This window comes from Pseudomonas sp. KB_12 (assembly GCF_052114545.1).
Lineage (GTDB): Bacteria > Pseudomonadota > Gammaproteobacteria > Pseudomonadales > Pseudomonadaceae > Aquipseudomonas > Aquipseudomonas brassicacearum.
The window spans coordinates 390,660-414,700 of record NZ_JBFREY010000006.1 but is presented as its reverse complement, the minus strand read 5'-3'; the positions used below and the strand labels follow the sequence as shown (position 1 = coordinate 414,700).

The following is a 24,041-nucleotide window of genomic DNA, read 5'->3' as shown; positions in this document are numbered from 1 at the left end:
GAAAGATCAAGATCAAAAGATCGTCCGAACGCGGCCCGAGCCTTCGGCAGCTCCTACAGGCCCAGCGGGAGCAAGCTCCCTCGCCACAGGGAAACTCATCACCCCGAGGCGACATGAGTTATTGGCCGTCCAACGCCATCAGGATCCGATGCGCCGCTTTCACCCGTTCTTCATTCGGGTAGTTTTTGTTGGCTAGCATGACGATCCCCATGTCCTTTCCGGGCACGAACGCCGCGTACGCGCCGAAACCGTTGGTAGATCCTGTCTTGTTGATCCAGGCGCCGTCCGGTGCTGGATGGGGCGGGTTGAGCGGTTCGACTTTTTGTGGGGTCAGGGCCATTTGCGGTGTATTACCAGCGAGCAGCTCATCCAAGGTGAACGGAGCGGGGTAGAACTCCCAGCCCAGCCCCTGATTCATCCCGCCAACCTTGTAGAAACCTGTATGCGTCGTGGCAATCGCTTGCTTCAGATCCGCGTCCAGTTTTTCAGGTCGCAGGTTGGCCTCGAGGAAACGCATCAGGTCCGATGAGCTGGTTTTCACCCCGTAGGCCTCGGAGTCCAAGGCACCCGGCCCGACCCGGACGGGCTTGCCGTCTTTTGCATAGCCTTGGGCGTATCGGCCCGACTGATCCTGCGGCACCCGCACATAGCTGTGCTTGAGGCCCAGCCCTGGCATCAGCGTGCGTTCCATCACCTCGTCAAATGGTCGCCCCATGCTGCGGGCTGCCAGATAGCCGTACAGGCCGATGCTCGGGTTTGAATAGAGCCGCTGGGTGCCGGCCGGGTAGCGCGGCTTCCAGGTCGTGTAATAGCTGAACATCCGGTCCGGATGGTCCGCCTCGGTGGGGAACTGCAACGGCAGGCCACCGGCGGTATAAGTGGCGAGGTTGAGCAGGCTGATGCCGTCGAAGGCGCTGCCACGCAGCTCGGGGGCGAAGCGACTGGCCGGGTCGGCCAGGGACAGCTTGCCCTGGGCTTGGGCATAGGCGCCAAGGGTGGCGGTGAAGGTCTTGCTGATCGAGCCGATTTCGAAGAGGGTCTCGTCGGTGACCGGCTTTTTCGTGTCCTTGGAGGCTACACCGTAGTTGAAGTAATGGCGTTGACCGTTGTAGGTGATCGCCACGGCCATGCCGGCGATGTCCTGTTGCTTCATCAAGGGCTGGATGACGGCATTGACCGTGTCTTCAATGCGCTCCTGGGCAAAGCCTACGGGCGTCCCGCAGACCAGGAAAAAAGTCCCGGCGAGTATCGATCTGGCAATTTGCATGGTGCAGCGTCCTTGTTGGCCTTCCTGGAGGGGGTCAATCTAGGGCGTTTCTGGCTGTCCGACAATCCGAGCTTATCGGGCCGAGACATGTTTCTGAGCAATCGGACGGGGCTGCGGGAGTCTTCCCACAAAACGGCCCGGTTGCCCGACGCGATCGGACCTCAAGCCAAACCACACAAAGCGGCAGCCGCCGGGTAAACTCGGGACTCTTTCTAAAGGAGTTCACATGAGTTACTACCAGCCCGGCATTCTCGCCACCCCTGTCCCGCCTCAGGCCCGTCATTTGTTTTTTGCCCTGGAATCGGTCGAGGCATTGCCGGCTGCGCTAGACAAACTCCTGTTGCTGGTCGATGGGCGGGCCGTGGTCGGCTTTGGCGAATCGCTGGTCCAGGCGCTGGGCGCCCAGGTCGAAGGCCTGCGGGCCTTTCCTGCGTTGGCCGGCGTGGGCGTGGACAACCCGTCGACCCAACACGCGCTGTGGTGCTGGTTGCACGGCGAAGACCGCGGCGAGCTGATGCACCGCAGTCGCGCCATCGAGGCGGCTCTGGCCCCGGCGCTGCGCCTGGTGCAGATGAACGAAACCTTCCGCCATATGAGCGGCCATGACCTGACCGGCTACGAAGACGGCACCGAAAACCCCCACGACGAGGCTGCCATCGCCGCCGCCCTGGCCCAGGGCGCCGATGGGGTGCGCGGTGGCAGTTTCGCCGCGATCCAGCAATGGCAGCACGATCTGGACGGCTTCGCGGCGATGCAACCCCATGAGCGCGACAACATCATGGGCCGTCGCCTGAGCGACAACGAAGAACTCGACGACGCGCCGGAATCGGCCCACGTCAAGCGCACTGCCCAGGAAAGCTTTGCCCCGGAGGCGTTCGTGGTCCGTCGCTCCATGCCGTGGATTGAAGGCGACCGTGCGGGGCTGATGTTCCTGGCGTTCGGTTTCTCCCTCGATGCCTTCGAGGCACAACTGCGCCGCATGAGTGGCCTGGAGGACGGTATCACCGATGGCCTGTATCGCATGAGCCGGCCAATCACCGGCGGCTATTACTGGTGCCCGCCGCTGTTGGACGGACGCCTGGATCTGCGCGCCCTGGCCCGGTAAGCGCAGCGGTTTGTGCAAAGCGTGACGTGAACGCTATTCTTGGCAGCGCACGTCTATCCGTGGAATGGGGGAAGCAAACGTGGATAAAGTCATCGTCATTACCGGTGGCGGCCGCGGAATCGGGGCGGCCACCGCGCTGTTGGCTGCCGAGCTGGGTTATCGGATCTGCATCAATTACCAGTCCGACGAAAATGCCGCGCAGGATGTGCTCGAACAGGTCCGGGCCAAGGGCGCGCAGGCGATTGCCGTGCGGGCCGACGTGAGCATCGAAGACGAAGTGATCGGCCTGTTCGACCGGGTGGACGCCGAGCTTGGCCGTGTCACCGCCCTGGTGAACAACGCCGGCACGGTCGCGCAGAAATCCCGGCTCGATGAAATGTCCGAATTCCGCATTCTCAAGATCATGAAGACTAACGTGCTAGGGCCGATTCTTTGCGCCAAGCACGCGGTGCTGCGCATGTCGCCCAGGCACGGCGGGCAGGGTGGCAGCATCGTCAACGTCTCGTCGGTGGCCGCGCGCTTGGGCGCACCGGGGGAGTACGTCGATTACGCGGCCTCCAAGGGCGCGCTGGACACCTTCACCATCGGCCTGTCCAAGGAAGTGGCCGGCGAAGGCATTCGCGTCAACGCGGTGCGCCCCGGCTACATCTATACCGATTTCCATGCCCTGAGTGGCGACCCGGACCGGGTCAGCAAGCTGGAATCAGCGATCCCCATGGCCCGGGGCGGGCGTCCGGATGAGGTGGCCGAAGCGATTATCTGGCTGCTGTCGGACAAGGCTTCGTATGCGACCGGGACGTTTGTGGATCTGGGGGGTGGGCGCTGAGTCCTGGGGTGTCTTTTCTGGCGCCATCGCGAGCAAGCTCGCTCCCACAGGAGATCTGCTGAGTAGCTGAGCTATTTATCTCACCGCAAATCCACTGTGGGAGCGAGCTTGCTCGCGATGAGGCCCGACAGGCACCCCAATATCAAAACGACCGAATAATCCGCCCCAACGTCTCCATCGCCTTTTCCGAGGCCTCGGTCCACGGGCTGCCATAGTTCAAACGGATGCAATTCCTGAAACGCCGGGTCGGTGAAAAAATCGGTCCCGGCGCGATGCTGATGCCCTGGGCCAGGGCCATCTGGAACAATTTCAGCGAATCCATCTGCTCCGGCAGCTCCAGCCACAGGAAGTAGCCCCCCGCCGGCTGGCTGACCCGGGTCTGGGCGGGGAAGTAGCGGGCGATGGCGGCGAGCATCGCGCTTTGCTGTTCCTCCAGGGCATAGCGCAGTTTGCGCAGGTGACGGTCGTAGCCGCCGTGTTGCAGGTAGTCGGCGATGGCGGCCTGGGCCGGCATCGAGGCGCACAACGAGGTCATGAGCTTGAGCCGTTCGATCTTCTGCGCGTAGCGCCCGGCGGCGACCCAGCCGATGCGATAACCCGGTGCCAGGCTCTTGGCGAACGAACCGCAATGCATCACCAGCCCTTCGGTGTCGAACGCCTTGGCGGGCTTGGGTGCCTGTTGGCCGTAATAGAGTTCGGCGTACACGTCGTCCTCGATCAGCGGCACCTGATGGCGACGCAGCAGCTCTACCAGCGCCTGTTTGCGCTCCTCGGGCATGGTCGCGCCCATGGGGTTCTGGAAGCTGGTCATGCACCAGCAGGCCTTGATCGGATGGCGCTCCAGTGTCTGCGCCAGCACGTCCAGGTCGATGCCGTCGCGGGGGTGGACGGGAATTTCCACGGCCTTGAGCTTCAGGCGCTCCAACACTTGCAGGCTGGCGTAGAACGCTGGCGCTTCGATCGCCACCAGGTCGCCGGGCTCGGTCACGGCTTGCAGGCACAGGTTCAAGGCTTCCAGGGCGCCGTTGGTGACCAGCAGTTCCTCCATGGGCAGCATCAACCCGCCGACCATGTAGCGCAGGGCGATCTGTCGGCGCAAGTGTGGATTGCCCGGCGACATGTCCGTGACCACCATTCGCGGGTCCATGTCCCGTGTTGCGCTGGACAGCGAACGGGACAGCCGTTGCAGTGGGAACAGCATCGGGCTGGGGAATGCCGAGCCGAACGGTACGGTGGCCGGGTCCTTGATCGAGTCGAGGACCGAAAATACCAGTTCACTGACGTCGACTTCGGTGGACTCGTGCACCTGGCTGCTGATCGCAGGCTCCGAAAACGGGCTCGGCGCATGGGTGTTGACGAAGTAGCCGGAGCGCGGCCGGGCCCGGATCATGCCGCGTCGTTCCAGCAGGTAATAGGCCTGGAACACGGTGGATGGGCTGACACCGTAGGTCTGGCTGGCGTAGCGCACCGACGGCACGCGCTGACCTGGCCCCAGCATGCCCGAGCGGATCAGTTCAGCGATGTCGTCGGCAAATTTCTCGTAGCGTTTCATGGTGGGGCCCAGTCTCGAATGACGCGTGGTTTGCGCTTTTTAAACTGTGGGAGCGAGCGTGTGGGAGCAAAGCTTGCTCGCGATACAGGCGACACAAATCAACAGTAAGGTCGTGTCATCGTTCTTCGCGAGCAAGCTTTGCTCCCACAGGCTTGCCCTCACAGGCTTGCCCTCACAGGTGCCCGGCATCTTACGGGTTCAACGATTCATCGGTGCGACAAAACGGCTCTTGGCCACGCTGTAGATGCCCGGCTCGTCACTGTCGGCAACCTTGAATGTCATTTCCTGGGAGCCTTTAGCAGGCCGTTCGCTGAGCATCGCCACCGACACCGGCACATCGACGATTTCCCCCGGGGCCAGGCTCAGTTGGGTCTTGCCTTGCAGGATGAAGCCGTCGCCGTCCACCAGGGACAGCTGATAATCCTGGCGCTGTTGGGTCTTGTTGATGATTTTCAAGCTGTAGATGTTCTCGATCTGGCCTGCGCTGTTTTCGCGGAACAGGCCACGGTCCTTGCTGACGTCCAGCGACACCATGGGCCGTTGCATCAGCGCCACGACCAGCGCGCCGATCATCACCAGCAGCACGGCGGTATAGCCGATCAGCCGAGGCCTGAGCAGGTGAGTCTTGCCGCCCTGCAATTGATGTTCGGAGGTGTATTTGATCAGGCCGCGGGCGTAGCCCATCTTGTCCATGATCGAATCGCAGGCATCGATGCAGGCCGCGCAGCCGATGCATTCCATCTGCAGGCCGTCGCGGATGTCGATGCCGGTGGGGCAGACCTGCACGCACATCTGGCAGTCGATGCAGTCGCCCAGGCCAATATTGGCCGGGTTTGCCTCGCGTTTGCGTGGGCCGCGGATTTCACCACGGGCCGCATCGTAGGAAATAGTCAGCGTGTCCTTGTCGAACATCACGCTTTGAAAGCGTGCATAGGGGCACATATGCATGCACACCGCTTCACGCAGCCAGCCGGCGTTGAGGTAGGTGGCTGCGGTAAAGAAAAGCACCCAGAACAGGCTCACGCCGGCCATTTGCAGGGTCAGCAGTTCTTCGGCCAGGGGGCGGATCGGCGTGAAGTACCCCACGAACGTCAGGCCGGTGAGCAGGCTGATGGCCAGCCACAGCGTGTGCTTGGCTGAGCGGCGCAAGAGTTTGTTCAGGCCCCAGGGCGCGGCCTGCAGCTTGATCCGCTGGTTGCGTTCGCCTTCGGTGATTTTCTCGCACCACATGAAGATCCAGGTCCAGGAACTCTGGGGACAGGTGTAGCCGCACCACACGCGACCGGCAAACACGGTGATCGCAAACAGGCCGAAGGCGGCAATGATCAGCAAGGCCGACAGCAGGATGAAATCCTGGGGCCAGAAGGTCGCGCCAAAGATGTGGAATTTGCTTTCGGAAAGGTCCCAGAGCACCGCCTGGCGGCCGCCCCAGTTCAACCATACCGTGCCGAAGAACAGCAGGAACAGAACCCCCGCACCGCTGATGCGCAGGGTACGAAACAAACCGGTGAAACTGCGGGTGTGGATCAGGTTGTCGGTGCTCCTGGCCTTTATCTTCGTTGGCGCAGGTTCGAACGTCTGTATCAACTGGACGGGGATTCTATCGCTCATGGTCGGTCGCTCATCAGCCTCTATCTGGCCGGCGCACTATGACCATGGAACTGTTTGCATAACAGACTCAGGTGTTTCCATAAAAACCGGATCAGATGCCGCGAAACCCAGGCGCTGCGACACTTTGATGCACCCGAGGACGAACGAACAATCCCTGTGGCAAAGGGATCTGTGGGAGCAAAGCTTGCTCGCGATACAGGCACCTGGGTTCAGGAGGTACCGTGTTGTTTGCATCGCGAGCAAGCTTTGCTCCCACGGATTGAACTTGTCGCAAAGGTCCAGGGGGTTCAGATCGCCGAGCCGCTGTCCGTGGCCTTGAGGTGCTTGCGCCCGTCGACCGCGCCGGCCACGGTCAAGGCATCCACTTCGGCTTCGGTGAGGTAGACCAGGTCGCCATTGATCTCCACGGCCGACATGGCTTTGTCCGGGTCGGTGATAACGACCAGTTCGCTGGCGGGGCGTAATTTCTCTCCAGCGGCGGTTTCGAAATGGCAGGTCTTGTCGTTGTCGATTTCTTTAAGCATGGCGTTGCTCCTTCCTGAGTGTCCTGAGCATTAGGTCTCGCGGCCAAGCCAGGGTTCGTGGCGGCTGATCAGCGGTCGGGCGCACCTCTGGCGCCGCCTGCGGTCCATCGTTTATCGAATGAAAAAGAGGACGGTCCATGGACGCCTGGTGGCATGAAGTCTGGGTAACCCTGCAGGCGGAATTCGCCGACATCACCGATGCCCAGCAGATGACCCGGGTCACGGTGCGCCTGCTCATGGCCGCGCTGCTGGGCGGCATCCTGGGTTTCGAGCGCGAACACAAGGGCAAGGCTGCCGGCGTGCGAACCCACATGCTCGTGGCCCTGGGAGCGGCGCTGTTCGTCTTGGTGCCACAGATGTCCGGGTCCCAGGCCGACGCGATGAGCCGGGTGATACAAGGCGTGGTCGCCGGCATCGGTTTTCTCGGCGCTGGCACCATCCTGAAAAACACCGACGGCGACGAAGGTCACGTCAAGGGCCTGACCACCGCTGCGGGCCTCTGGATGACCGCAGCCATTGGCGTCGCCGCCGGGTTGGGGCGAGAGGCGACGGCGGTGCTCAGTACGGTGCTGGCGCTGGCGATCTTCAGTGTGATGCCGGTGATCGTCCGGGCGCTGGAGAAGGGCGGCAAGCCATAGCCTGGGTATAAGACTTGAACATTAGACTTGTGGGAGCGAGCTTGCTCGCGATAGCGGAGGATCAGCCAGCCACTATGCTGATTGACAGTCCCTATCGCGAGCAAGCTCGCTCCCACAGGGATTAGCTCCAAATCGTTGACTCAAACCCGCTCCGGCGGCGCCTCGCTCGGCGGGTCACCCAGCGGCGGTTGTGGGTCCAGCGGCGGGTCTTTCTCTGGAATAGGCTCGGGATCAGGGCCGGGCGGGGGCAAGGTGGGGTCGTCGATGTTCGGATCGGGTGTTTCGGCCGGGATGGGAATATTCATCAGGACGGGTCTCCGTGACGCACATGGCTTGAGTCGTGCTTATTGTTGTTGACCACCTTGCACCGGCTTTGATCCCCGGATGCATCGGGGTAAATACCTCTGAACTTTTAGCCGTTGATTCGGTTCGGAGTTTAAGTGAGTTTTTTCAGGGACCCGTTGGGCCTTTACCGCCACAAGCGCGTCCATGGGGCGTAAAAGGAGCGATGCTCGATGACTGCCGAACACCCGACTGAACTGGCCTACAACCCGCATTTGCCACTGTCTCAAGCCTTGCTGTTGCCGCGTATTGCTATTGAAAACACCATGCCGGTGATCGACGGCGGGCAATTCGCCGCCAAGGCCGTAGCTGGGCAGGACGTGACAGTGACCAGCAAAGTCTTCGCCGATGGTCATGACAAGCTGGCCGTGCGCATTCGCTGGCGTGCGCTGCAGGATGAAGTGTGGAACAGCGAGGTCATGAGTGACCTGGGCAACAACGGCTGGCACGGCCAGTTCAACGTGCCGGAACAAGGCCGCTATGTGTTTTGTATCGAGGCCTGGATCGACCAGTTCGCCAGTTTTCGCTACGAGCTGGAAAAGAAATTCGCTGCAGGGGTGCCGATCAGCCTGGAGTTGCAAGAAGGGCGCAACCAAGTGCAAATGGCCGTCGAGCGCAGCACCGGTGACCTGAGCGAGCAACTGGCGGCCTTGCACCATGAGCTCTCCGGTCTGTTGCCGACCGAGCAGGTGGCGCTGTTCCTGGCGCCGCGCAGTGCCGATCTGATGTCCCGGGCCGATCATCGCCCATACTTGAGCATCAGCCCCGAGTATCCGCTGGATGTGGAGCGCCAGCTGTCGGAGTTTGCCAGCTGGTACGAGCTGTTTCCCCGCTCGATCACCGACGATCCCCAGCGCCACGGCACTTTCAACGACGTGCATTCGCGCCTGGCGATGATCCAGGACATGGGCTTCGACGTGCTGTACTTCCCGCCGATCCATCCCATCGGTCGCAGTTTCCGCAAAGGCCCGAACAATTCCCTCACCGCCGGTCCCGACGATCCGGGCAGCCCGTATGCCATTGGCAGCGAGGAGGGTGGGCACGAGGCCATTCACCCGCAATTGGGTAGCCGCGAGGACTTCCGGCGCCTGGTGGCGGCGGCCGCCGACCACGGCCTGGAGATCGCCCTGGACTTCGCGATCCAGTGTTCCCAGGACCACCCCTGGCTCAAGCAGCACCCGGGCTGGTTCAGCTGGCGGCCGGACGGCACGATCAAATATGCGGAAAACCCGCCGAAGAAATACCAGGACATCGTCAACGTTGATTTCTACGCGGCCGATGCGATTCCCAGCCTGTGGACGGAGCTGCGGGACGTCGTGGTGGGCTGGGTCAAGGAAGGCGTGAAGATATTCCGCGTCGACAACCCTCACACCAAGCCGCTGCCGTTCTGGCAATGGCTGATTGCCGATGTGCGGGCCCAGTACCCTGAAGTGATCTTCCTGGCTGAAGCGTTCACCACGCCGGCCATGATGGCGCGGCTGGGCAAGGTCGGTTACTCCCAGAGCTACACCTATTTCACTTGGCGCAACACCAAGGCTGAACTGGCGACCTACTTCAGTGAGCTCAATGAATCGCCGTGGCGTGAATGCTACCGGCCGAATTTTTTCGTCAACACACCAGACATCAACCCGGCCTTTCTCCATGAGTCGGGGCGCGCCGGTTTTTTGATCCGCGCGGCCCTGGCAACCATGGGCTCGGGCCTGTGGGGCATGTATTCGGGCTTCGAGCTGTGTGAGTCGGCACCGGTGCCGGGCAAGGAGGAATACCTTGATTCGGAGAAATACGAGATCCGCCCCCGGGACTTCACCGCGCCGGGCAACATCATTGCCGAGATCGCCCAGCTCAACCGCATCCGCCGGCAGAACCCGGCGCTGCAAACCCACCTGGGCCTGAAAATCTACAACGCCTGGAACGACAACATTCTCTATTTCGGCAAGCGCACCGCCGACGGCAGCAATTTCATCCTGGTGGCGGTGAGCCTTGATCCGCGCAACCCGCAGGAAGCCAGTTTTGAGTTGCCACTCTGGGAGATGGGCCTGCCCGACGACGCCCAGACCCAGGGCGAGGATCTGATGAACGGACATCGCTGGACCTGGTACGGCAAGCACCAGTTCATGCGGATTGACCCGGCGTACCAGCCGTTCGGGATTTGGCGGATCAGCGTGGCGTGATGCGCACTCCCACAGGCGCTGCCTAGGAGCTGTTGTAGGAGCTGTGTAGGAGCTGTCGAGTGCAGCGAGGCTGCGATCTTTCCCCAGCCACTTGAATCTCAAGCGAAAGATCAAAAGCTCAAAAGATCGCAGGCTTCGCCAGCTCCTACAGGGGGATAAAGCCCTCCGCCACAAAAAGACCTCACAAGCCTGTATCCCGCGGCTTTATTGAATTCATCAGGAGTTGCAAATGGCGAAGAAACCCCGGTCTGCCACCTTCATCAAAGATCCGCTCTGGTACAAGGACGCGGTGATTTACCAGGTCCACGTAAAATCCTATTTCGACTCCAATAACGACGGGATCGGTGACTTTCCCGGCCTGATCGAAAAGCTCGACTACATCGCCGACCTGGGCGTCAACACCATCTGGCTGCTGCCGTTCTATCCTTCACCCAGGCGCGACGACGGTTATGACATTGCCGAATACCGCGGTGTCAGCGCCGACTACGGCACCATGGCCGATGCGCGGCGGTTCATTGCCGAAGCCCACAAGCGCAACCTGCGGGTAATCACCGAGCTGGTCATCAACCACACCTCGGACCAGCACCCCTGGTTCCAGCGCGCGCGCAAGGCCAAGCCGGGTTCGAAGGCGCGGGACTTCTACGTCTGGTCCGATGACGACCACAAGTACGACGGCACGCGGATCATTTTCCTCGACACCGAGAAGTCCAACTGGACCTGGGACCCGGTGGCGGGCCAATACTTCTGGCACCGCTTCTACTCCCACCAGCCCGACCTCAACTTCGATAACCCGCAGGTCATCAAGGCCGTGTTGTCGGTGATGCGCTACTGGCTGGACATGGGTATTGACGGCCTGCGCCTGGACGCCATCCCGTACCTGATCGAGCGCGACGGCACCAACAACGAAAACCTGCCCGAGACCCATGACGTACTGAAGCTGATCCGCGCCGAGATCGACGCCAACTACCCCGACCGCATGTTGCTGGCCGAAGCCAACCAGTGGCCGGAAGACACCCAGTTGTACTTCGGCGATGTCGACGCCCAAGGGATGAACGGTGACGAATGCCACATGGCTTTCCACTTCCCGCTGATGCCGCGCATGTACATGGCGCTGGCCCAGGAAGATCGCTTCCCTATCACCGACATCCTGCGCCAGACCCCGGAGATCCCCGCCAATTGCCAGTGGGCGATTTTCCTGCGCAACCACGATGAGTTGACCCTGGAGATGGTCACCGACAAGGAGCGTGACTACCTGTGGAACTACTACGCCGCCGACCGTCGGGCGCGTATCAACCTGGGCATTCGTCGGCGCCTGGCGCCGTTGGTGGAGCGCGACCGTCGTCGCGTCGAGTTGCTCAACAGCCTGCTGCTGTCGATGCCTGGCACGCCGACGCTGTACTACGGCGATGAAATCGGCATGGGCGACAACATCTACCTGGGCGACCGTGATGGCGTGCGTACGCCGATGCAGTGGTCCATCGACCGCAACGGCGGTTTCTCCCGTGCCGACCCGGCCAGCCTGGTGCTGCCGCCGATCATGGACCCGCAGTACGGCTACCAGTCGGTCAACGTCGAAACCCAGGCCGGTGACCCGCACTCGCTGCTCAACTGGACCCGACGCATGCTGGCGGTGCGCAAGCAATCCAAGGCCTTTGGCCGTGGCACGTTGAAGATGCTCTCGCCGAGCAACCGCCGGATCCTGGCCTATACCCGCGAATACACCGGGCCCGACGGCAAGCACGAAATCATCCTCTGCGTGGCCAACGTGTCCCGCAGCGCCCAGGCCGCCGAACTGGATCTGTCGACCTACGCCGGTATGGTCCCGGTGGAGATGCTCGGCGGCAACGCTTTCCCACCCATCGGCCAGTTGAACTTCCTGCTGACCCTGGCGCCGTATGGCTTCTATTGGTTCGCCCTGGCAACCGAGAACCAGATGCCGAGCTGGCACGTGGAACCGGCCCAGAGCTTGCCGGACTTCACCACCCTGGTGCTGAAAAAACGCCTGGAAGAATTGCTCGAAGCGCCATCGCGCACCACGCTGGAGCAAACCATCCTGCCGAGCTGGTTGCAGAACCGGCGCTGGTTCGCCGGCAAGGACAGCGCGATCGAGAAGGTCGAGATTGTCTATGGCGTGCGTTTTGGTGACCCGCAGCACCCGGTGCTGCTCAGTGAAATCGATGTCACCAGTGGCGGCCAGACCCTGCGTTATCAGCTGCCGTTCGGCCTGCTCGCCGAAGACCAGGTGGGTGCGGCGTTACCGCAGCAACTGGCGTTGTCACGGGTACGTCGGGTGCGTCAGGTGGGCTTGATCACCGATGCATTCAGCCTGGAAAGCTTCGTGCGCGCCGTGCTGCACAGCATGCAGGCCGCCACGGTGCTGCCGTTCGCCGAAGGTGAGTTGCGCTTCGAACCCACCGAAGGCCTGGCCGCGCTGAACCTGGGCGATGAGCCGGAGGTGCGTTACCTGTCCGCCGAACAGTCCAACAGTTCGGTGGTGGTGGGCAGCAGCCTGGTGCTCAAGCTGATTCGCAAGGTCGCCTCGGGCGTGCACCCGGAACTGGAAATGAGCGCCTACCTGACCGCTGCCGGTTTCAGCAATATTTCACCGCTGCTGGGTTCGGTGGTTCGCCGCGACGCCCAGGGTGAAGATGCGCTGCTGATGATCGCCCAGGGCTACTTGAGCAATCAGGGCGATGCCTGGGAATGGACCCAGAACAACCTCGAACGCGCCCTGCGCGATGAGCTGGCGGACGCGGTGTCCGAGCAGGAGCAACATTACAACGCCCTGGGCGAACTGAAGGATTTCGCCGGCATGCTCGGCCAGCGCCTGGGGGAAATGCACCAGGTATTGGCCCAGGCTACCGACGACCCGGACTTCGCGCCGCAGGCTACCAACGCCAAGCAAGCCCAGGCCATCGGCAAGGACGTGGTCGCCCAAGTGGAAAACGCCTTGCGCCTGCTCAAGCAGAACCAGGGCCAGTTGAACCCCGCGGACCAGGCCATGGTCGCACGCTTGCTGGAGCACAAGAAAACCGTCCTGGCCCATGTCCAGGCACTGGCCAGCAAGGCTGAAGGAGGCTTGCGCATTCGCGTCCATGGCGACCTGCACCTGGGGCAGGTGCTGGTGATCAAGGGCGACGCCTACCTGATCGACTTCGAAGGTGAGCCGGCGCGACCATTGCATGAACGACGGGGCAAGCACAGCCCGTACAAGGATGTCAGTGGCGTGTTGCGTTCTTTCGATTATGCAGCGGCCATGGCGATTCACTTGCACACCGTCGACAGCACGGCCGATGCCGATGCGGCGCGGCAACGAGTCGCCGATCGTTATCTGAAAGAGGCTCGCCAGGCATTTGTCGAGGCATATCGGCTGGCGGCAGCTAGTCTTGCCCATGAGTGGAAGGATGCTGAAGGCGAAGACGCCGCACTGGCGTTGTTCGGCCTGGAGAAGGCGGCCTATGAAGTGGCCTATGAAGCCGAGAATCGCCCCACCTGGCTGCCCGTGCCGTTGCACGGTCTGGTCGGGTTATTGAGTGGGCTGCAACCCTTTTCCGACGTAGCCGGACCGATTTAGTGGAGAGAATCATGAGTGTCTCGAACAAAGAACCACAGGGGCAGGCCAAAGAGTCGTTGCTGCCGGCGCCCCATGACATCGACGCGCTGGTGCGCGCCGAACACCACGACCCGTTTTCCATCCTGGGGCCTCATGGCGACGACGCCGGCGGCCAATTCATTCGCGCGTATCTGCCCGGTGCCCTGAGCGTGCATGTGCTGGCCCGCGATGGCGGCGAAGAGCTGGGGGAGCTGCAACCCACTGCAACCCCGGGGCTGTTCGTCGGCCATTTCGACCGCGCCCAGGCGTACTTGCTGCGCACCCGTTGGGCCGGCGGCGAGCAGGTAGCCGAGGACCCCTACAGCTTCGGTCCGTTGCTGGGGGAGATGGACCTTTACCTGTTTGGCGAGGGCAATCACCGCGATCTCAGTTCCTGCCTCGGCGCGCAGCTGACCACCGTCGATGGCATCGACGGCGTGCGGTTCGCGGTCTGGGCGCCGAACGCCCGGCGCGTTTCGGTGGTCGGGGATTTCAACGTCTGGGACGGGCGTCGGCATCCGATGCGCATCCGTTATCCGTCCGGCGTGTGGGAGATATTCGTCCCCAGGCTGGGTGCCGGTGAAGGTTACAAGTATGAAATCCTCGGTGCCCACGGCATCCTGCCGCTCAAGGCCGACCCAGTGGCCCTGGCCACGCAGATGCCGCCAGACACGGCGTCGAGAGTCGCCTCGCCCCTGAAGATCGAGTGGCAGGACGACGAGTGGATGCAGCACCGTCGCGAGCGCCAGCTCCCGGGTGCGCCGCTGTCGATCTACGAATTGCACGCCGGCTCCTGGCAGTGCGAAATCGACGAGGCGGGAGAGGTGGCCCGGCAATACAACTGGCATGAAATGGCCGAGCGGCTGATCCCGTATGTCAAGGACCTGGGCTTCACCCACATCGAGCTGATGCCGATCATGGAGCACCCGTTCGGCGGCTCCTGGGGCTATCAGCCGCTGTCGCAATTCGCGCCGACGGCACGCTTCGGCTCGCCGGACGATTTCGCGGCGTTCGTCAACGCCTGCCACCAGGCCAATATCGGCGTCATCCTCGACTGGGTGCCGGCGCATTTTCCCACCGACACCCACGGCCTGGCCCAGTTCGACGGTACTGCGCTGTACGAATACGGCAATCCGCTGGAAGGCTTCCACCAGGATTGGGACACGCTGATCTACAACCTGGGCCGCACCGAAGTGCACGGCTTCATGCTGGCGTCGGCGCTGCACTGGCTCAAGCATTTCCACGTCGATGGCCTGCGGGTGGATGCCGTGGCCTCGATGTTGTACCGCGACTATTCGCGCAAGGCCGGCGAGTGGGTACCCAACCGCCACGGCGGACGGGAAAACCTCGAAGCCATCGATTTCCTGCGGCACCTCAACGATGTGGTGGCGCTGGAAACCCCCGGTGCGCTGGTCATCGCCGAAGAATCCACGGCGTGGCCGGGTGTCAGCCAGAGCACCCAGCAGGGCGGCCTGGGTTTTGCCTACAAGTGGAACATGGGCTGGATGCACGATTCGCTGCACTACATCCAGCAAGACCCGGTGTACCGCGCTCATCACCACAACGAACTGAGTTTCGGCCTGGTGTATGCCTGGTCCGAGCGCTTCGTCCTGCCGATTTCCCATGACGAAGTGGTTCATGGCAAACGCTCGCTGATCGACAAGATGCCCGGTGACCGTTGGCAGAAATTCGCCAACCTGAGGGCCTACCTCAGCTTCATGTGGGGCCATCCCGGCAAGAAGCTGTTGTTCATGGGCTGTGAGTTCGGCCAATGGCGCGAGTGGAACCACGACCAGCAATTGGACTGGTATCTGCTGCAATACCCTGAGCACCGTGGCGTGCAGAAACTGGTGAGCGACCTGAACCGGCTGTATCGCGAAGAACCGGCGCTGCACGACCAGGATGATGCGCCCCAGGGTTTCCAGTGGTTGATTGGTGACGATGCGCTCAACAGCGTCTACGCCTGGCTGCGCTGGAGCAAGGAGGGCCGGCCGGTGCTGGTGGTCGCCAACTTCACACCGGTGCCGCGCGAGGCCTACCGGGTCGGCGTGCCGTTCGGCGGGCGCTGGGTCGAATTGCTCAACAGCGATGCCGACACCTATGCCGGCTCCAACTATGGCAATGGCGGCGGGGCCTCCACCGAAGAAGTGCCCAGCCATGGCCAGGCCCTGTCGCTGGAGCTCAACTTGCCGCCGTTGGCGGTATTGATCCTGCGGCCGGAGGGTTAACGTTCACCAGGCCCGACTGCCAAAGGCTGAGCTGATAACTGAAGGGGAATGATGACTGTGGCGAGGGAGCTTGCTCTCGCTCGGTTGCGCAGCGACCGCCGGAAGGGGGCTGCTACGCAGCCCAGCGGGAGCAAGCTCCCTCGCCACAGGTATTTGTGGCGCTCATAAAATCAAAGGCCACCCCAGAACCAAATGTGGGAGCGAGCTTGCTCGCGATAGCGGAGTGTCAGTCGACATCAATGTGGCTGACCCACTGCAATCGCGAGCAAGCTCGCTCCCACAAGAAGTCATGGATGACTTCAATTTCATGGGCTCCCACAGGGGGAATTGCTCGCTTCAGCGAACCAGGCACGGCCGCTTGTTGTTGAACGTCCAGCCCGGAATCAGGAACTGCATCGCCACCGCATCGTCCCGCGCGCCAAGGCCCATGCCCTTGTACAACTCATGGGCCTTGGCCAGTTGGTCGGTGTCCAGCTCAATCCCCAGCCCCGGTTTTTTCGGTACCTGCACGCAACCGCCCTGGATCTGCAACGGCGCCTTGGTCAGCCGCTGGCCGTCCTGCCAGATCCAATGGGTGTCGATGGCCGTGATGTCGCCCGGTGCGGCGGCGGCCACGTGGGTGAACATCGCCAGGGAAATGTCGAAGTGGTTGTTGGAGTGCGAGCCCCAGGTCAGGCCCCATTCATTGCACATCTGCGCCACCCGTACCGAGCCCTGCATGGTCCAGAAGTGCGGATCGGCCAGGGGAATGTCCACGGACTGCAAGGTGATGGCGTGGCCCATCTCGCGCCAGTCGGTGGCGATCATGTTGGTGGCGGTCTTCAGGCCCGTGGCGCGGCGGAACTCGGCCATGACCTCGCGGCCCGAATAGCCATTCTCGGCACCACAAGGGTCTTCGGCGTAGGCCAGCACCTTGTGCTGGTCGCGACACAAACGCACCGCTTCCTTGAGCGACCAGGCGCCGTTCGGGTCCAGGGTGATGCGTGCCTGGGGAAAGCGCTCGGCCAGCGCCGTGACTGCTTCGATCTCTGCCTCACCTTGCAGCACACCGCCCTTGAGCTTGAAGTCCTGGAAGCCATAGCGGGCGTGGGCGGCCTCGGCCAGGCGGACCACGGCGTCGGCGTCCAGGGCTTGCTCATGGCGTACGCGGAACCAGTCGTTGTCGGCGTCCGGCTCGCTGCGGTAGGGCAGGTCGGTCTGCTGGCGATCGCCGACGTAAAACAGATAGCCGAGCATCTTCACTTCATCGCGTTGCTGGCCTTCGCCAAGCAGCGCGGCGACCGGTACGTCCAGGTGTTGGCCGAGCAGGTCCAGCAGTGCCGCTTCCAGGCCGGTCACCGCGTGGATGGTGATGCGCAGGTCGAAAGTCTGCAGGCCACGGCCGCCGGCATCGCGGTCGGCAAAGGCGTGGCGCACGGTGTTGAGGATCTTCTGGTACGTGCCGATGGGGCTGCCGACCACCAGGGAACGGGCGTCTTCGAGGGTCTGGCGAATGCGCTCGCCACCGGGTACTTCGCCCACGCCGGTGTGGCCGGCGTTGTCCTTGAGGATGACGATGTTGCGGGTGAAGAACGGGCCATGGGCGCCGCTGAGGTTCAGCAACATGCCGTCATGGCCGGCCACGGGCACGATCTGCATGCTGGTGATGATCGGGGCTTTGCTGGTTTCTGGGGTGCTCATCTGTACTTATCCTTGAACAATCGAATGATCAGACGTGGCTGGCGGCCGGGTCGGCTGGGGTTGTCACGGCTTTGGGCTTGGGCGTGTTGCGGGCGGCAAACACGATGATCGCGGCAATGATCGAGGTGGCCGCCAAGCCGTAGAGGCCGCCCTGGATCGAGCCGGTGTGCTCCTCCAGCAGACCGAACGTGGTCGGGGCGACGAACCCGCCGAGGTTGCCCACCGAGTTGATCAGGGCAATCACCCCGGCGGCGATCCGGGCGTCCAGGTAAGCCTGGGGAATCGGCCAGAACAGCGACGACGCCGACTTGAAACCCAGGGCCGCGAAACAGATGGCGACGAAGGCGAAGATCGGTCCGCCGGTGGTGGACATGAACATCCCGGCTGCCGCGATCAACAGGGCCGTGGCGACCCAGGCCTGCTGGAATTTCCACTTGGCCGACAGCGAGGCGAAGGCGTACATGCCGACGATCGACAGCAACCACGGGATCGAGTTGAACAGCCCGACCTGGATGTCGCTCAGTTCGCCCATTTTCTTGATGATGCTCGGCAGCCAGAACGTGGCGGCATAGATCGTCAATTGGATGAAGAAGTAGATCAGGCAAAACAGGATGATCTGGCGGTCCTTGAGCAGCTGGCCGATGGACAGTTTGATCGGCGAGGCGGCTTCCCGTGCGCGCTGTTCGTCATCGATGGTCTGGACCAGCACATCTTGTTCTTCGCGGCTCAACCATTTGGCGTCGTGGGGCTTGGAGTCCAGCCAGAACCAGACGAAGACGCACAGGCTGACGGAAAACATCCCTTCGATGAAGTACATCCACTGCCAGCCGTGCATGCCCAGGCCGTTGATTTGCAGCAGTAACCCCGACAGCGGGCCGGAGATCAGCGACGCGATGGCCGAACCGCTGAGGAAGATGGCGATGGCTTTGCCGCGTTCGACACCCGGCAGCCAGCGGGTGAAGTAGTAGATCACCCCAGGGAAGAAACCGGCTTCGGCCACACCCAGCAGGAAACGCAGGATGTAGAAGTGGGTTTCGTTCTGGATGAAGGCCATGCCCGCGGCCACCAGGCCCCAGGTGAGCATGATGCGCGTCAGCCAGATGCGTGCGCCGATTCGTTGCAAGAGGATGTTGGACGGGACTTCGAACAGCGCATAGCCGATGAAGAACAGGCCGGCACCAAAGCCATAGGCCGCGGCACCGATGCCCAGGTCGTGCTCCATATGGGCGCGTACGAAGCCGATGTTCACACGGTCGATGTAGTTGACGATAAACATGATGACGAACAGCGGCAGGATGTGGCGCTTGACCTTGGCAATGGCCGACAGCAGCACCGGATCCGCTCCGGCATTCGCCTTGAGGCTGGATGTGTTCACTGGTTTTTCTCCCACTCGTTATTTTTATGCGGGGCATCGTGCAGGTGCCGATGTTGATAGACATCATACAACTTGATTTTTTTGAGTGACAAGACATTTTTTAGCGTGATTGGATGGGCGGTTAGACTTTTTAGTGCCGTATTTATTGGGCGATATTGAGGTGTTTGATTGTGTGCAGGGTGGGCGGTGCGGTAGGGGTCGAGGCTTTCTGGGCGTTGATTTTCGAAGTTAATCGCCAGATATGGTGTGTTGTCATACAAGTTTGGCGTTCTGTAATGCGCACTCTCAAGCCTGCCGGTGGTAGGATCGATCTGCCTGTTTTCGAGGAACCCTGGCGATGCAAGACACCGAAGCGCCGCTGCGCAAGCGTACCCATAACCTGGCCCATGATTTGGTGGCGAAGCTGAGCCAGAGCATCTTGCTGGGGCAGTTGAAACCCGGGGAAAAACTGCCATCGGAAGGTGCCATCGTTCGCGAGCATGGTGTCAGCCGGACCGTGGTGCGCGAGGCGATTTCCAAGTTGCAGGCTTCGGGGCTGGTGGAGACCCGCCACGGCATCGGCACCTTTGTGCTGGCTCAAACCGGCGAGCCGGGGTTGCGGCTCAATGTCGACACTGCGGCGGGTGTGCGGGCAATCCTGGAGCTGCGCCTGGGCCTGGAAACCCAGGCGGTGGCCTTGGCGGCCCGGCGTCGTAGCGAACACCAGTTGCAGCAGATGCGCCAGGCGCTGGATGACTATCAGCGGTTGTCCAGCAATAACGACAGCTGTGTCGAGGCCGACCGGCGCTTCCATCTGCTCATCGCCGAGGCCACGGACAATGCCTGTTTTGTCGAAATCATGCAGCACCTGGGCAGTGCGATGATCCCCAGGACCCGAGTGAACGTGGCCGAACGCGGCCAGGCGGACCTGGGCAAGCTGGCACAACTGGCCAACCTCGAGCATGAGGCGATCTTCAATGCCATCAAGCGCCAGGACCCGGACGCCGCCCGCGCCGCCATGTGGCTGCACCTGACCAACAGTCGCGACCGGTTTGGTGCAGGTTCCTGACGGCTCATCGTCGCCTGACCCACCGCCATCGCGAGCAAGCTCGCTCCCACAGTGGATCTGTGGTGGGCAGCGGATCTGTGAACACCCAGGCCCCCCGTGGGAGCGAGCTTGCTCGCGATGAGGCCGATAGGCCGTGCTCAAAACCAGCAGGCAAAAAAAACCGGCGCAACCGAGATTGCGCCGGTGGTGGTGCCAGTGGTTGTGCGGATATTCGTGGGTCCGCGCAACCACTGTTGAACTTGTGTCGGTTATGCCCGTTCCAGCGCCAGGGCCACGCCTTGGCCGCCGCCGATGCACAGTGTCGCGAGGCCTTTCTTGGCGTCGCGCTTGATCATTTCATGCAGCAGCGACACCAGGACTCGGCACCCCGATGCGCCGATAGGGTGGCCCAGGGCGATGGCGCCGCCGTTGACGTTGACCTTGTCCATGTCCCATTTCAGTTCCCGGGCCACGGCCAGCGATTGGGCTGCGAAGGCTTCGTTGGCTTCGACCAGGTCCAGTTGATCCAGCGACCAGCCGGCCTTGTCCAGGCAGCGGCGGGTGGCCGAGACCGGGCCAATGCCCATGATGGCCGGGTCGACGCCGGCATTGGCGTAGGCACTGATTTTCGCCAGCACGGGCAGGCCCAGGGCCTTGGCTTTTTCCGCGCTCATCAGGATCACCGCAGCGGCGCCATCGTTGAGCGAGGACGCATTGCCCGCGGTGACGCTGCCGTCCTTCTTGAAGGCAGGCTTGAGCTTGCCCAGGGATTCGGCGGTGGTACCGGCGCGCGGTTGTTCGTCGGTGGCGAACGCCACGGGATCGCCTTTGCGCTGGGGAATCAGGATCGGCGTGATCTCCTCGGCGAACCGACCGCTCTCGATGGCGGCGACGGCCTTCTGTTGGGACGCGGCAGCGAAAGCGTCCTGCTCCTCGCGGCTGATGCCGTACTTGTCCACCAGGTTCTCGGCGGTGATGCCCATGTGGTAATCGTTGAAGGCGTCCCACAGGCCGTCGGTGATCATGCTGTCGATCATCTTCGCGTGGCCCATGCGCAGGCCGGTGCGGGCGGCCGGCAACACGTACGGGGCCAGGCTCATGTTCTCCATGCCGCCGGCGATGATGACGTCGGCGTCGCCACAGCGGATCGCCTGGGCGCCCAGGTGCAACGCCTTGAGTCCCGAACCGCAGACCTTGTTCAGCGTCAGCGCCGGCACCGCATGAGGCAGGCCGGCCAGAATCGCCGCCTGGCGCGCCGGGTTTTGCCCGGATCCGGCGGTCAGCACCTGGCCAAGAATCACTTCATCGACCTGTTCGCCCGACAAACCGGTCTGTTCCAGTAGGCGACGAATCACCGCGGCACCGAGTTCCGGCGCGGGAATGGCAGCCAGCGAACCCTGGAAACTGCCAATGGCGGTACGGGTAGCGGCGACAATCACGACTTCTTGCATCGAATCTCTCCTCACTGGGCAGCGAACTGCATTTCAGGCACGTGGTCCGGCACGATCAATTTGCCGGCGGTCTTGGCGACGATTTCCTCGACGCTGACGCCTGGGGCACGTTCTTTCAGGATGAAGGCGCCGTCCTGGATTTCCAAGTAGGCCAGGTCGGTCAGCACGCGCTTGATGCAACCGGCGCCGGTCAGCGGCAGGCTGCAACGTGGCAGCAGTTTAGACTCGCCATCCTTGGACGCATGGGTCATGGTGACGATGATGTTCTCGGCACCGGCCACCAGGTCCATCGCGCCGCCCATGCCCTTGACCAGCTTGCCGGGGATCATCCACGAGGCGATGTTGCCTTCGACGTCCACCTCGAACGCGCCCAGCACGGTCAGGTCGATATGGCCGCCACGGATCATGGCAAACGATTCGGCCGAAGAGAAGATCGACGCGCCGATGCGCGCGGTGACGGTCTGCTTGCCGGCGTTGATCATGTCGGCATCAACTTCGGCTTCGGTGGGAAACGCGCCCATGCCGAGCAGGCCGTTTTCCGATTGCAGCATGACTTCCATGCCTTCGGGAATGTAGTTGGCGACCAGGGTCGGAATGCCGATGCCCAGGTTCACGTAGTAGCCGTCCTGCATTTCGCGGGCGACGCGTTGAGCCATTTGTTCGCGGGAAAGTGCCATGTTGTTATTCCTTCATTCGGGCCGGGGGCAGGGGATCACTTACGCACGGTGCGCTGTTCGATGCGTTTTTCGAACGTGCCGCAAATGACCCGGTCGACGTAGATGCCAGGGGTGTGGATCTGCGTCGGGTCCAGCTCGCCGGGTTCGACGATTTCTTCGACTTCCACCACCGTGATCTTGCCCGCCGTGGCGGCCAGCGGATTGAAGTTCTGCGCGGTGTGGCGATAGATCACGTTGCCGAAATGGTCGGCCTTCCAGCCTTTGACGATGGCGAAGTCGCCGGTGATGGATTCTTCCATCAGGTACTGGCGGCCATGGAATTCACGCACTTCCTTGCCCTCGGCCACTGGAGTACCGACGCCGGTGGCGGTGAAGAACGCCGGGATGCCTGCGCCGCCGGCGCGCATTTTTTCCGCGAGGGTGCCTTGGGGGGTGAGTACGACTTCGATTTCGCCGCTGAGCAGCTGCTTCTCGAACAGGGCATTTTCGCCCACGTAGGAGGCGACCACCTTGCGGATCTGCCGGTCTTCCAGCAGTACGCCGAGGCCGAAGCCGTCGACGCCGCAGTTGTTGGACACGACGGTGAGGTCGCGGATGCCCTTGCGCTTGATCTCGGCGATCAGGTTTTCCGGGATACCGCACAGGCCGAAGCCGCCGGCGATGACGGTCATGCCGTCCTTCAAGCCTTCCAGCGCTTCTTCATAAGAACTCACGCGTTTGTCGAAACCTGCCATAGACACCTCTTTTATTCTTGATGGGGTCGCAATGGAATGCAGTGTTGCGCCAAGTCATATATTTGTTAAGTTGATTTTTAGGTTGGATTGATTGATAAAACTCAATAATTGCCTCCCACTGTAGGAGCTGTCGAGTGCAACGAGGCTGCGATCTTGCCAGAGACGCTTGAATCCCAAGCGAAAGATCAAAAGATCGTCCGAACGCGGCCCGAGCCTTCGGCAGCTCCTACGCAACCGGACACAGGACGCCCATGACCCTCAAGCAAATCCGCGCCTTCCTCGCCGTGGCCCAGAGCCTGAGCTTTGCCGTGGCCTGCGAGCGGCTGCATCTGTCCCAGTCCGCCCTGAGCCTGACCATCAAGGCCTTGGAAGAAGGCCTCGGCGGTCGTTTGTTCAGCCGCAATACCCGTAACGTGGCGCTGACGCCCGAAGGCGAATCCTTGCTGCCACTGGCCCGACGGCTGATTGCCGACTGGGACAACGCCGAGGACGAAATGCGCCAGCGCTTCACCTTGCAGCGCGGTCGCGTGACGTTGGCGGCGATGCCGTCATTTGCCGGCAACCTGCTGCCGCCGATCCTCAAGACCTTCCGCGCCCGCTACCCGAATGTCAACGTTACGGTCAACGACGTGATCAACGAGCAGGTGCTGGAAATGGTGCGTGATCGTCATGTCGAATTGGGCGTGGCGTTCGAGCCGATGCAGGGTTCGTCATTGACGTTCACGCCCTTGTATCTCGATCGCTTCGTCGCGGTGGTGCCGCTGGACTCACCGCTTGCCCAGCGCGACGAGATCCACTGGGAAACCTTGCTGGAACAGCCCTTTATCACGCTGCAACGGCCCTCCACCGTACGGGTGATGCTGGAAGAGCACCTGCAGGCCCGGGGCATGAAACTGCCTGTGGAGTTCGAGAGCCACCAGTTGGCGACCGTCGGGCGGATGGTCGCCAGCGGGCTGGGGGTGAGTGCCGTGCCGGCGCTGTGCGTCGGGCAGATGCATGAACTGGGTGCCCACTGCATCACCTTGAGCGATCCGGTGATCGAACGGGCCATCGGGGTGCTGACCAAGCCGGGGTACGAACTGTCGGCGGCGGCGCAGGCGTTGTTCGATACGCTCAGGGATCAGGATTTGGGGGCGCAGTTGATACCGAAGTAACCACAATCCCCTGTGGGAGTGATGACCCTGTGGGAGCGAGCTTGCTCGCGATGGCGTCGGATCAGCCAGCAGTGATATTGACTGACC

The 24,041-nt window shown here is 62.2% G+C and carries 19 protein-coding genes; 8 read left to right on the top strand and 11 right to left on the bottom strand.

Annotated elements, in window-relative coordinates:
- Positions 1–118 precede the first annotated feature (118 nt).
- Positions 119–1,267, bottom strand: a complete 1,149-nt coding sequence (gene ampC, locus AB4Z20_RS06470; protein ID WP_253473228.1) for a class C beta-lactamase — start codon at positions 1,265–1,267, stop codon at positions 119–121.
- Positions 1,268–1,493: 226 nt separating this feature from the next.
- Here ampC and AB4Z20_RS06465 point away from each other — a divergent pair, with 226 nt between their 5' ends.
- Positions 1,494–2,372, top strand: a complete 879-nt coding sequence (locus AB4Z20_RS06465; RefSeq protein WP_442089551.1) for a Dyp-type peroxidase — start codon at positions 1,494–1,496, stop codon at positions 2,370–2,372.
- A 79-nt stretch (positions 2,373–2,451) separates the two neighbouring features.
- Positions 2,452–3,198: an SDR family oxidoreductase gene (locus AB4Z20_RS06460; RefSeq protein WP_253473233.1), complete on the top strand. Its 747-nt coding sequence runs from the start codon at positions 2,452–2,454 to the stop codon at positions 3,196–3,198.
- 142 nt (positions 3,199–3,340) lie between these two features.
- Here AB4Z20_RS06460 and mapR read toward each other — a convergent pair whose 3' ends face one another.
- From mapR to AB4Z20_RS06445, 3 genes are all read right to left on the bottom strand, one after another.
- The gene (gene mapR / locus AB4Z20_RS06455; RefSeq protein WP_253473236.1) at positions 3,341–4,750 is read right to left on the bottom strand and encodes a GntR family transcriptional regulator MpaR; all 1,410 of its coding nucleotides are present in this window, start codon (positions 4,748–4,750) and stop codon (positions 3,341–3,343) included.
- A 198-nt stretch (positions 4,751–4,948) separates the two neighbouring features.
- Positions 4,949–6,361 carry a cytochrome c oxidase accessory protein CcoG gene (gene ccoG / locus AB4Z20_RS06450; protein WP_442089550.1) on the bottom strand — a complete coding sequence of 471 codons (1,413 nt, stop codon included), beginning with the start codon at positions 6,359–6,361 and terminating at the stop codon, positions 4,949–4,951.
- Between the two features lie 287 nt (positions 6,362–6,648).
- A complete protein-coding gene (locus AB4Z20_RS06445; protein ID WP_214509041.1) occupies positions 6,649–6,885 on the bottom strand; it encodes a DUF3203 family protein in 237 nt (78 codons plus the stop codon).
- A 137-nt stretch (positions 6,886–7,022) separates the two neighbouring features.
- On the opposite strand from AB4Z20_RS06445, the gene AB4Z20_RS06440 reads away from it, so the two are divergent.
- A complete protein-coding gene (locus AB4Z20_RS06440; protein ID WP_003200100.1) occupies positions 7,023–7,523 on the top strand; it encodes an MgtC/SapB family protein in 501 nt (166 codons plus the stop codon).
- A gap of 140 nt (positions 7,524–7,663) precedes the next feature.
- On the opposite strand, the gene AB4Z20_RS06435 is transcribed toward AB4Z20_RS06440, so the two are convergent.
- Positions 7,664–7,828 (bottom strand): hypothetical protein, encoded by a 165-nt coding sequence (locus AB4Z20_RS06435; protein WP_013692690.1) that lies wholly within the window; start codon positions 7,826–7,828, stop codon positions 7,664–7,666.
- A 210-nt stretch (positions 7,829–8,038) separates the two neighbouring features.
- On the opposite strand from AB4Z20_RS06435, the gene AB4Z20_RS06430 reads away from it, so the two are divergent.
- The 3 genes from AB4Z20_RS06430 to glgB all read left to right on the top strand — a co-directional run bounded on the left by AB4Z20_RS06430 (position 8,039) and on the right by glgB (position 15,856).
- Positions 8,039–10,036: an alpha-1,4-glucan--maltose-1-phosphate maltosyltransferase gene (locus tag AB4Z20_RS06430; RefSeq protein WP_442089549.1), complete on the top strand. Its 1,998-nt coding sequence runs from the start codon at positions 8,039–8,041 to the stop codon at positions 10,034–10,036.
- Between the two features lie 229 nt (positions 10,037–10,265).
- A complete protein-coding gene (gene treS / locus AB4Z20_RS06425; RefSeq protein ID WP_258690797.1) occupies positions 10,266–13,610 on the top strand; it encodes a maltose alpha-D-glucosyltransferase in 3,345 nt (1,114 codons plus the stop codon).
- An 11-nt stretch (positions 13,611–13,621) separates the two neighbouring features.
- A complete protein-coding gene (gene glgB / locus AB4Z20_RS06420) occupies positions 13,622–15,856 on the top strand; it encodes a 1,4-alpha-glucan branching protein GlgB (RefSeq protein WP_018611388.1) in 2,235 nt (744 codons plus the stop codon).
- Positions 15,857–16,192: 336 nt separating this feature from the next.
- Here glgB and gudD read toward each other — a convergent pair whose 3' ends face one another.
- The 3 genes from gudD to AB4Z20_RS06405 are packed head-to-tail and all read right to left on the bottom strand — an operon-like array spanning position 16,193 to position 19,171.
- Positions 16,193–17,536 (bottom strand): glucarate dehydratase, encoded by a 1,344-nt coding sequence (gene gudD, locus AB4Z20_RS06415; RefSeq protein ID WP_442089548.1) that lies wholly within the window; start codon positions 17,534–17,536, stop codon positions 16,193–16,195.
- A 28-nt stretch (positions 17,537–17,564) separates the two neighbouring features.
- Positions 17,565–18,911 carry an MFS transporter gene (locus AB4Z20_RS06410; RefSeq protein WP_442089547.1) on the bottom strand — a complete coding sequence of 449 codons (1,347 nt, stop codon included), beginning with the start codon at positions 18,909–18,911 and terminating at the stop codon, positions 17,565–17,567.
- Positions 18,908–19,171 carry a hypothetical protein gene (locus tag AB4Z20_RS06405; RefSeq protein WP_442089546.1) on the bottom strand — a complete coding sequence of 88 codons (264 nt, stop codon included), beginning with the start codon at positions 19,169–19,171 and terminating at the stop codon, positions 18,908–18,910. The genes AB4Z20_RS06410 and AB4Z20_RS06405 overlap by 4 nt, the downstream gene beginning before the upstream one ends.
- 77 nt (positions 19,172–19,248) lie before the next feature.
- Between AB4Z20_RS06405 and AB4Z20_RS06400 the strand changes: the two genes are divergently transcribed.
- Positions 19,249–19,959, top strand: a complete 711-nt coding sequence (locus tag AB4Z20_RS06400; RefSeq protein WP_253473259.1) for a FadR/GntR family transcriptional regulator — start codon at positions 19,249–19,251, stop codon at positions 19,957–19,959.
- A 248-nt stretch (positions 19,960–20,207) separates the two neighbouring features.
- Here the strand turns inward: AB4Z20_RS06400 and AB4Z20_RS06395 are convergent, their stop codons facing one another.
- The 3 genes from AB4Z20_RS06395 to AB4Z20_RS06385 are packed head-to-tail and all read right to left on the bottom strand — an operon-like array spanning position 20,208 to position 22,800.
- Positions 20,208–21,389: an acetyl-CoA C-acetyltransferase gene (locus AB4Z20_RS06395; protein WP_442089545.1), complete on the bottom strand. Its 1,182-nt coding sequence runs from the start codon at positions 21,387–21,389 to the stop codon at positions 20,208–20,210.
- An 11-nt stretch (positions 21,390–21,400) separates the two neighbouring features.
- The gene (locus tag AB4Z20_RS06390; protein WP_003180355.1) at positions 21,401–22,066 is read right to left on the bottom strand and encodes a CoA transferase subunit B; all 666 of its coding nucleotides are present in this window, start codon (positions 22,064–22,066) and stop codon (positions 21,401–21,403) included.
- Between the two features lie 35 nt (positions 22,067–22,101).
- On the bottom strand, positions 22,102–22,800 hold the full coding sequence (locus AB4Z20_RS06385; protein WP_003200117.1) for a CoA transferase subunit A: 699 nt from the start codon (positions 22,798–22,800) through the stop codon (positions 22,102–22,104).
- Positions 22,801–23,051: 251 nt separating this feature from the next.
- Between AB4Z20_RS06385 and AB4Z20_RS06380 the strand changes: the two genes are divergently transcribed.
- Positions 23,052–23,954, top strand: coding sequence for a LysR substrate-binding domain-containing protein (locus AB4Z20_RS06380; protein WP_442089544.1), 903 nt, complete (start codon positions 23,052–23,054; stop codon positions 23,952–23,954).
- Positions 23,955–24,041 lie beyond the last annotated feature (87 nt).

Bases quoted from the DNA above. Each gene is read 5' to 3' on its own strand.
- ampC (WP_253473228.1), bottom strand. From the start codon at position 1,267: ATGCAAATTGCCAGATCGATACTCGCCGGGACTTTTTTCCTGGTCTGC.
- AB4Z20_RS06465 (WP_442089551.1), top strand. From the start codon at position 1,494: ATGAGTTACTACCAGCCCGGCATTCTCGCCACCCCTGTCCCGCCTCAG.
- mapR (WP_253473236.1), bottom strand. From the start codon at position 4,750: ATGAAACGCTACGAGAAATTTGCCGACGACATCGCTGAACTGATCCGC.
- ccoG (WP_442089550.1), bottom strand. From the start codon at position 6,361: ATGAGCGATAGAATCCCCGTCCAGTTGATACAGACGTTCGAACCTGCG.
- AB4Z20_RS06445 (WP_214509041.1), bottom strand. From the start codon at position 6,885: ATGCTTAAAGAAATCGACAACGACAAGACCTGCCATTTCGAAACCGCC.
- AB4Z20_RS06440 (WP_003200100.1), top strand. From the start codon at position 7,023: ATGGACGCCTGGTGGCATGAAGTCTGGGTAACCCTGCAGGCGGAATTC.
- AB4Z20_RS06435 (WP_013692690.1), bottom strand. From the start codon at position 7,828: ATGAATATTCCCATCCCGGCCGAAACACCCGATCCGAACATCGACGAC.
- AB4Z20_RS06430 (WP_442089549.1), top strand. From the start codon at position 8,039: ATGACTGCCGAACACCCGACTGAACTGGCCTACAACCCGCATTTGCCA.
- treS (WP_258690797.1), top strand. From the start codon at position 10,266: ATGGCGAAGAAACCCCGGTCTGCCACCTTCATCAAAGATCCGCTCTGG.
- glgB (WP_018611388.1), top strand. From the start codon at position 13,622: ATGAGTGTCTCGAACAAAGAACCACAGGGGCAGGCCAAAGAGTCGTTG.
- gudD (WP_442089548.1), bottom strand. From the start codon at position 17,536: ATGAGCACCCCAGAAACCAGCAAAGCCCCGATCATCACCAGCATGCAG.
- AB4Z20_RS06400 (WP_253473259.1), top strand. From the start codon at position 19,249: ATGCAAGACACCGAAGCGCCGCTGCGCAAGCGTACCCATAACCTGGCC.
- AB4Z20_RS06395 (WP_442089545.1), bottom strand. From the start codon at position 21,389: ATGCAAGAAGTCGTGATTGTCGCCGCTACCCGTACCGCCATTGGCAGT.
- AB4Z20_RS06390 (WP_003180355.1), bottom strand. From the start codon at position 22,066: ATGGCACTTTCCCGCGAACAAATGGCTCAACGCGTCGCCCGCGAAATG.
- AB4Z20_RS06385 (WP_003200117.1), bottom strand. From the start codon at position 22,800: ATGGCAGGTTTCGACAAACGCGTGAGTTCTTATGAAGAAGCGCTGGAA.
- AB4Z20_RS06380 (WP_442089544.1), top strand. From the start codon at position 23,052: ATGACCCTCAAGCAAATCCGCGCCTTCCTCGCCGTGGCCCAGAGCCTG.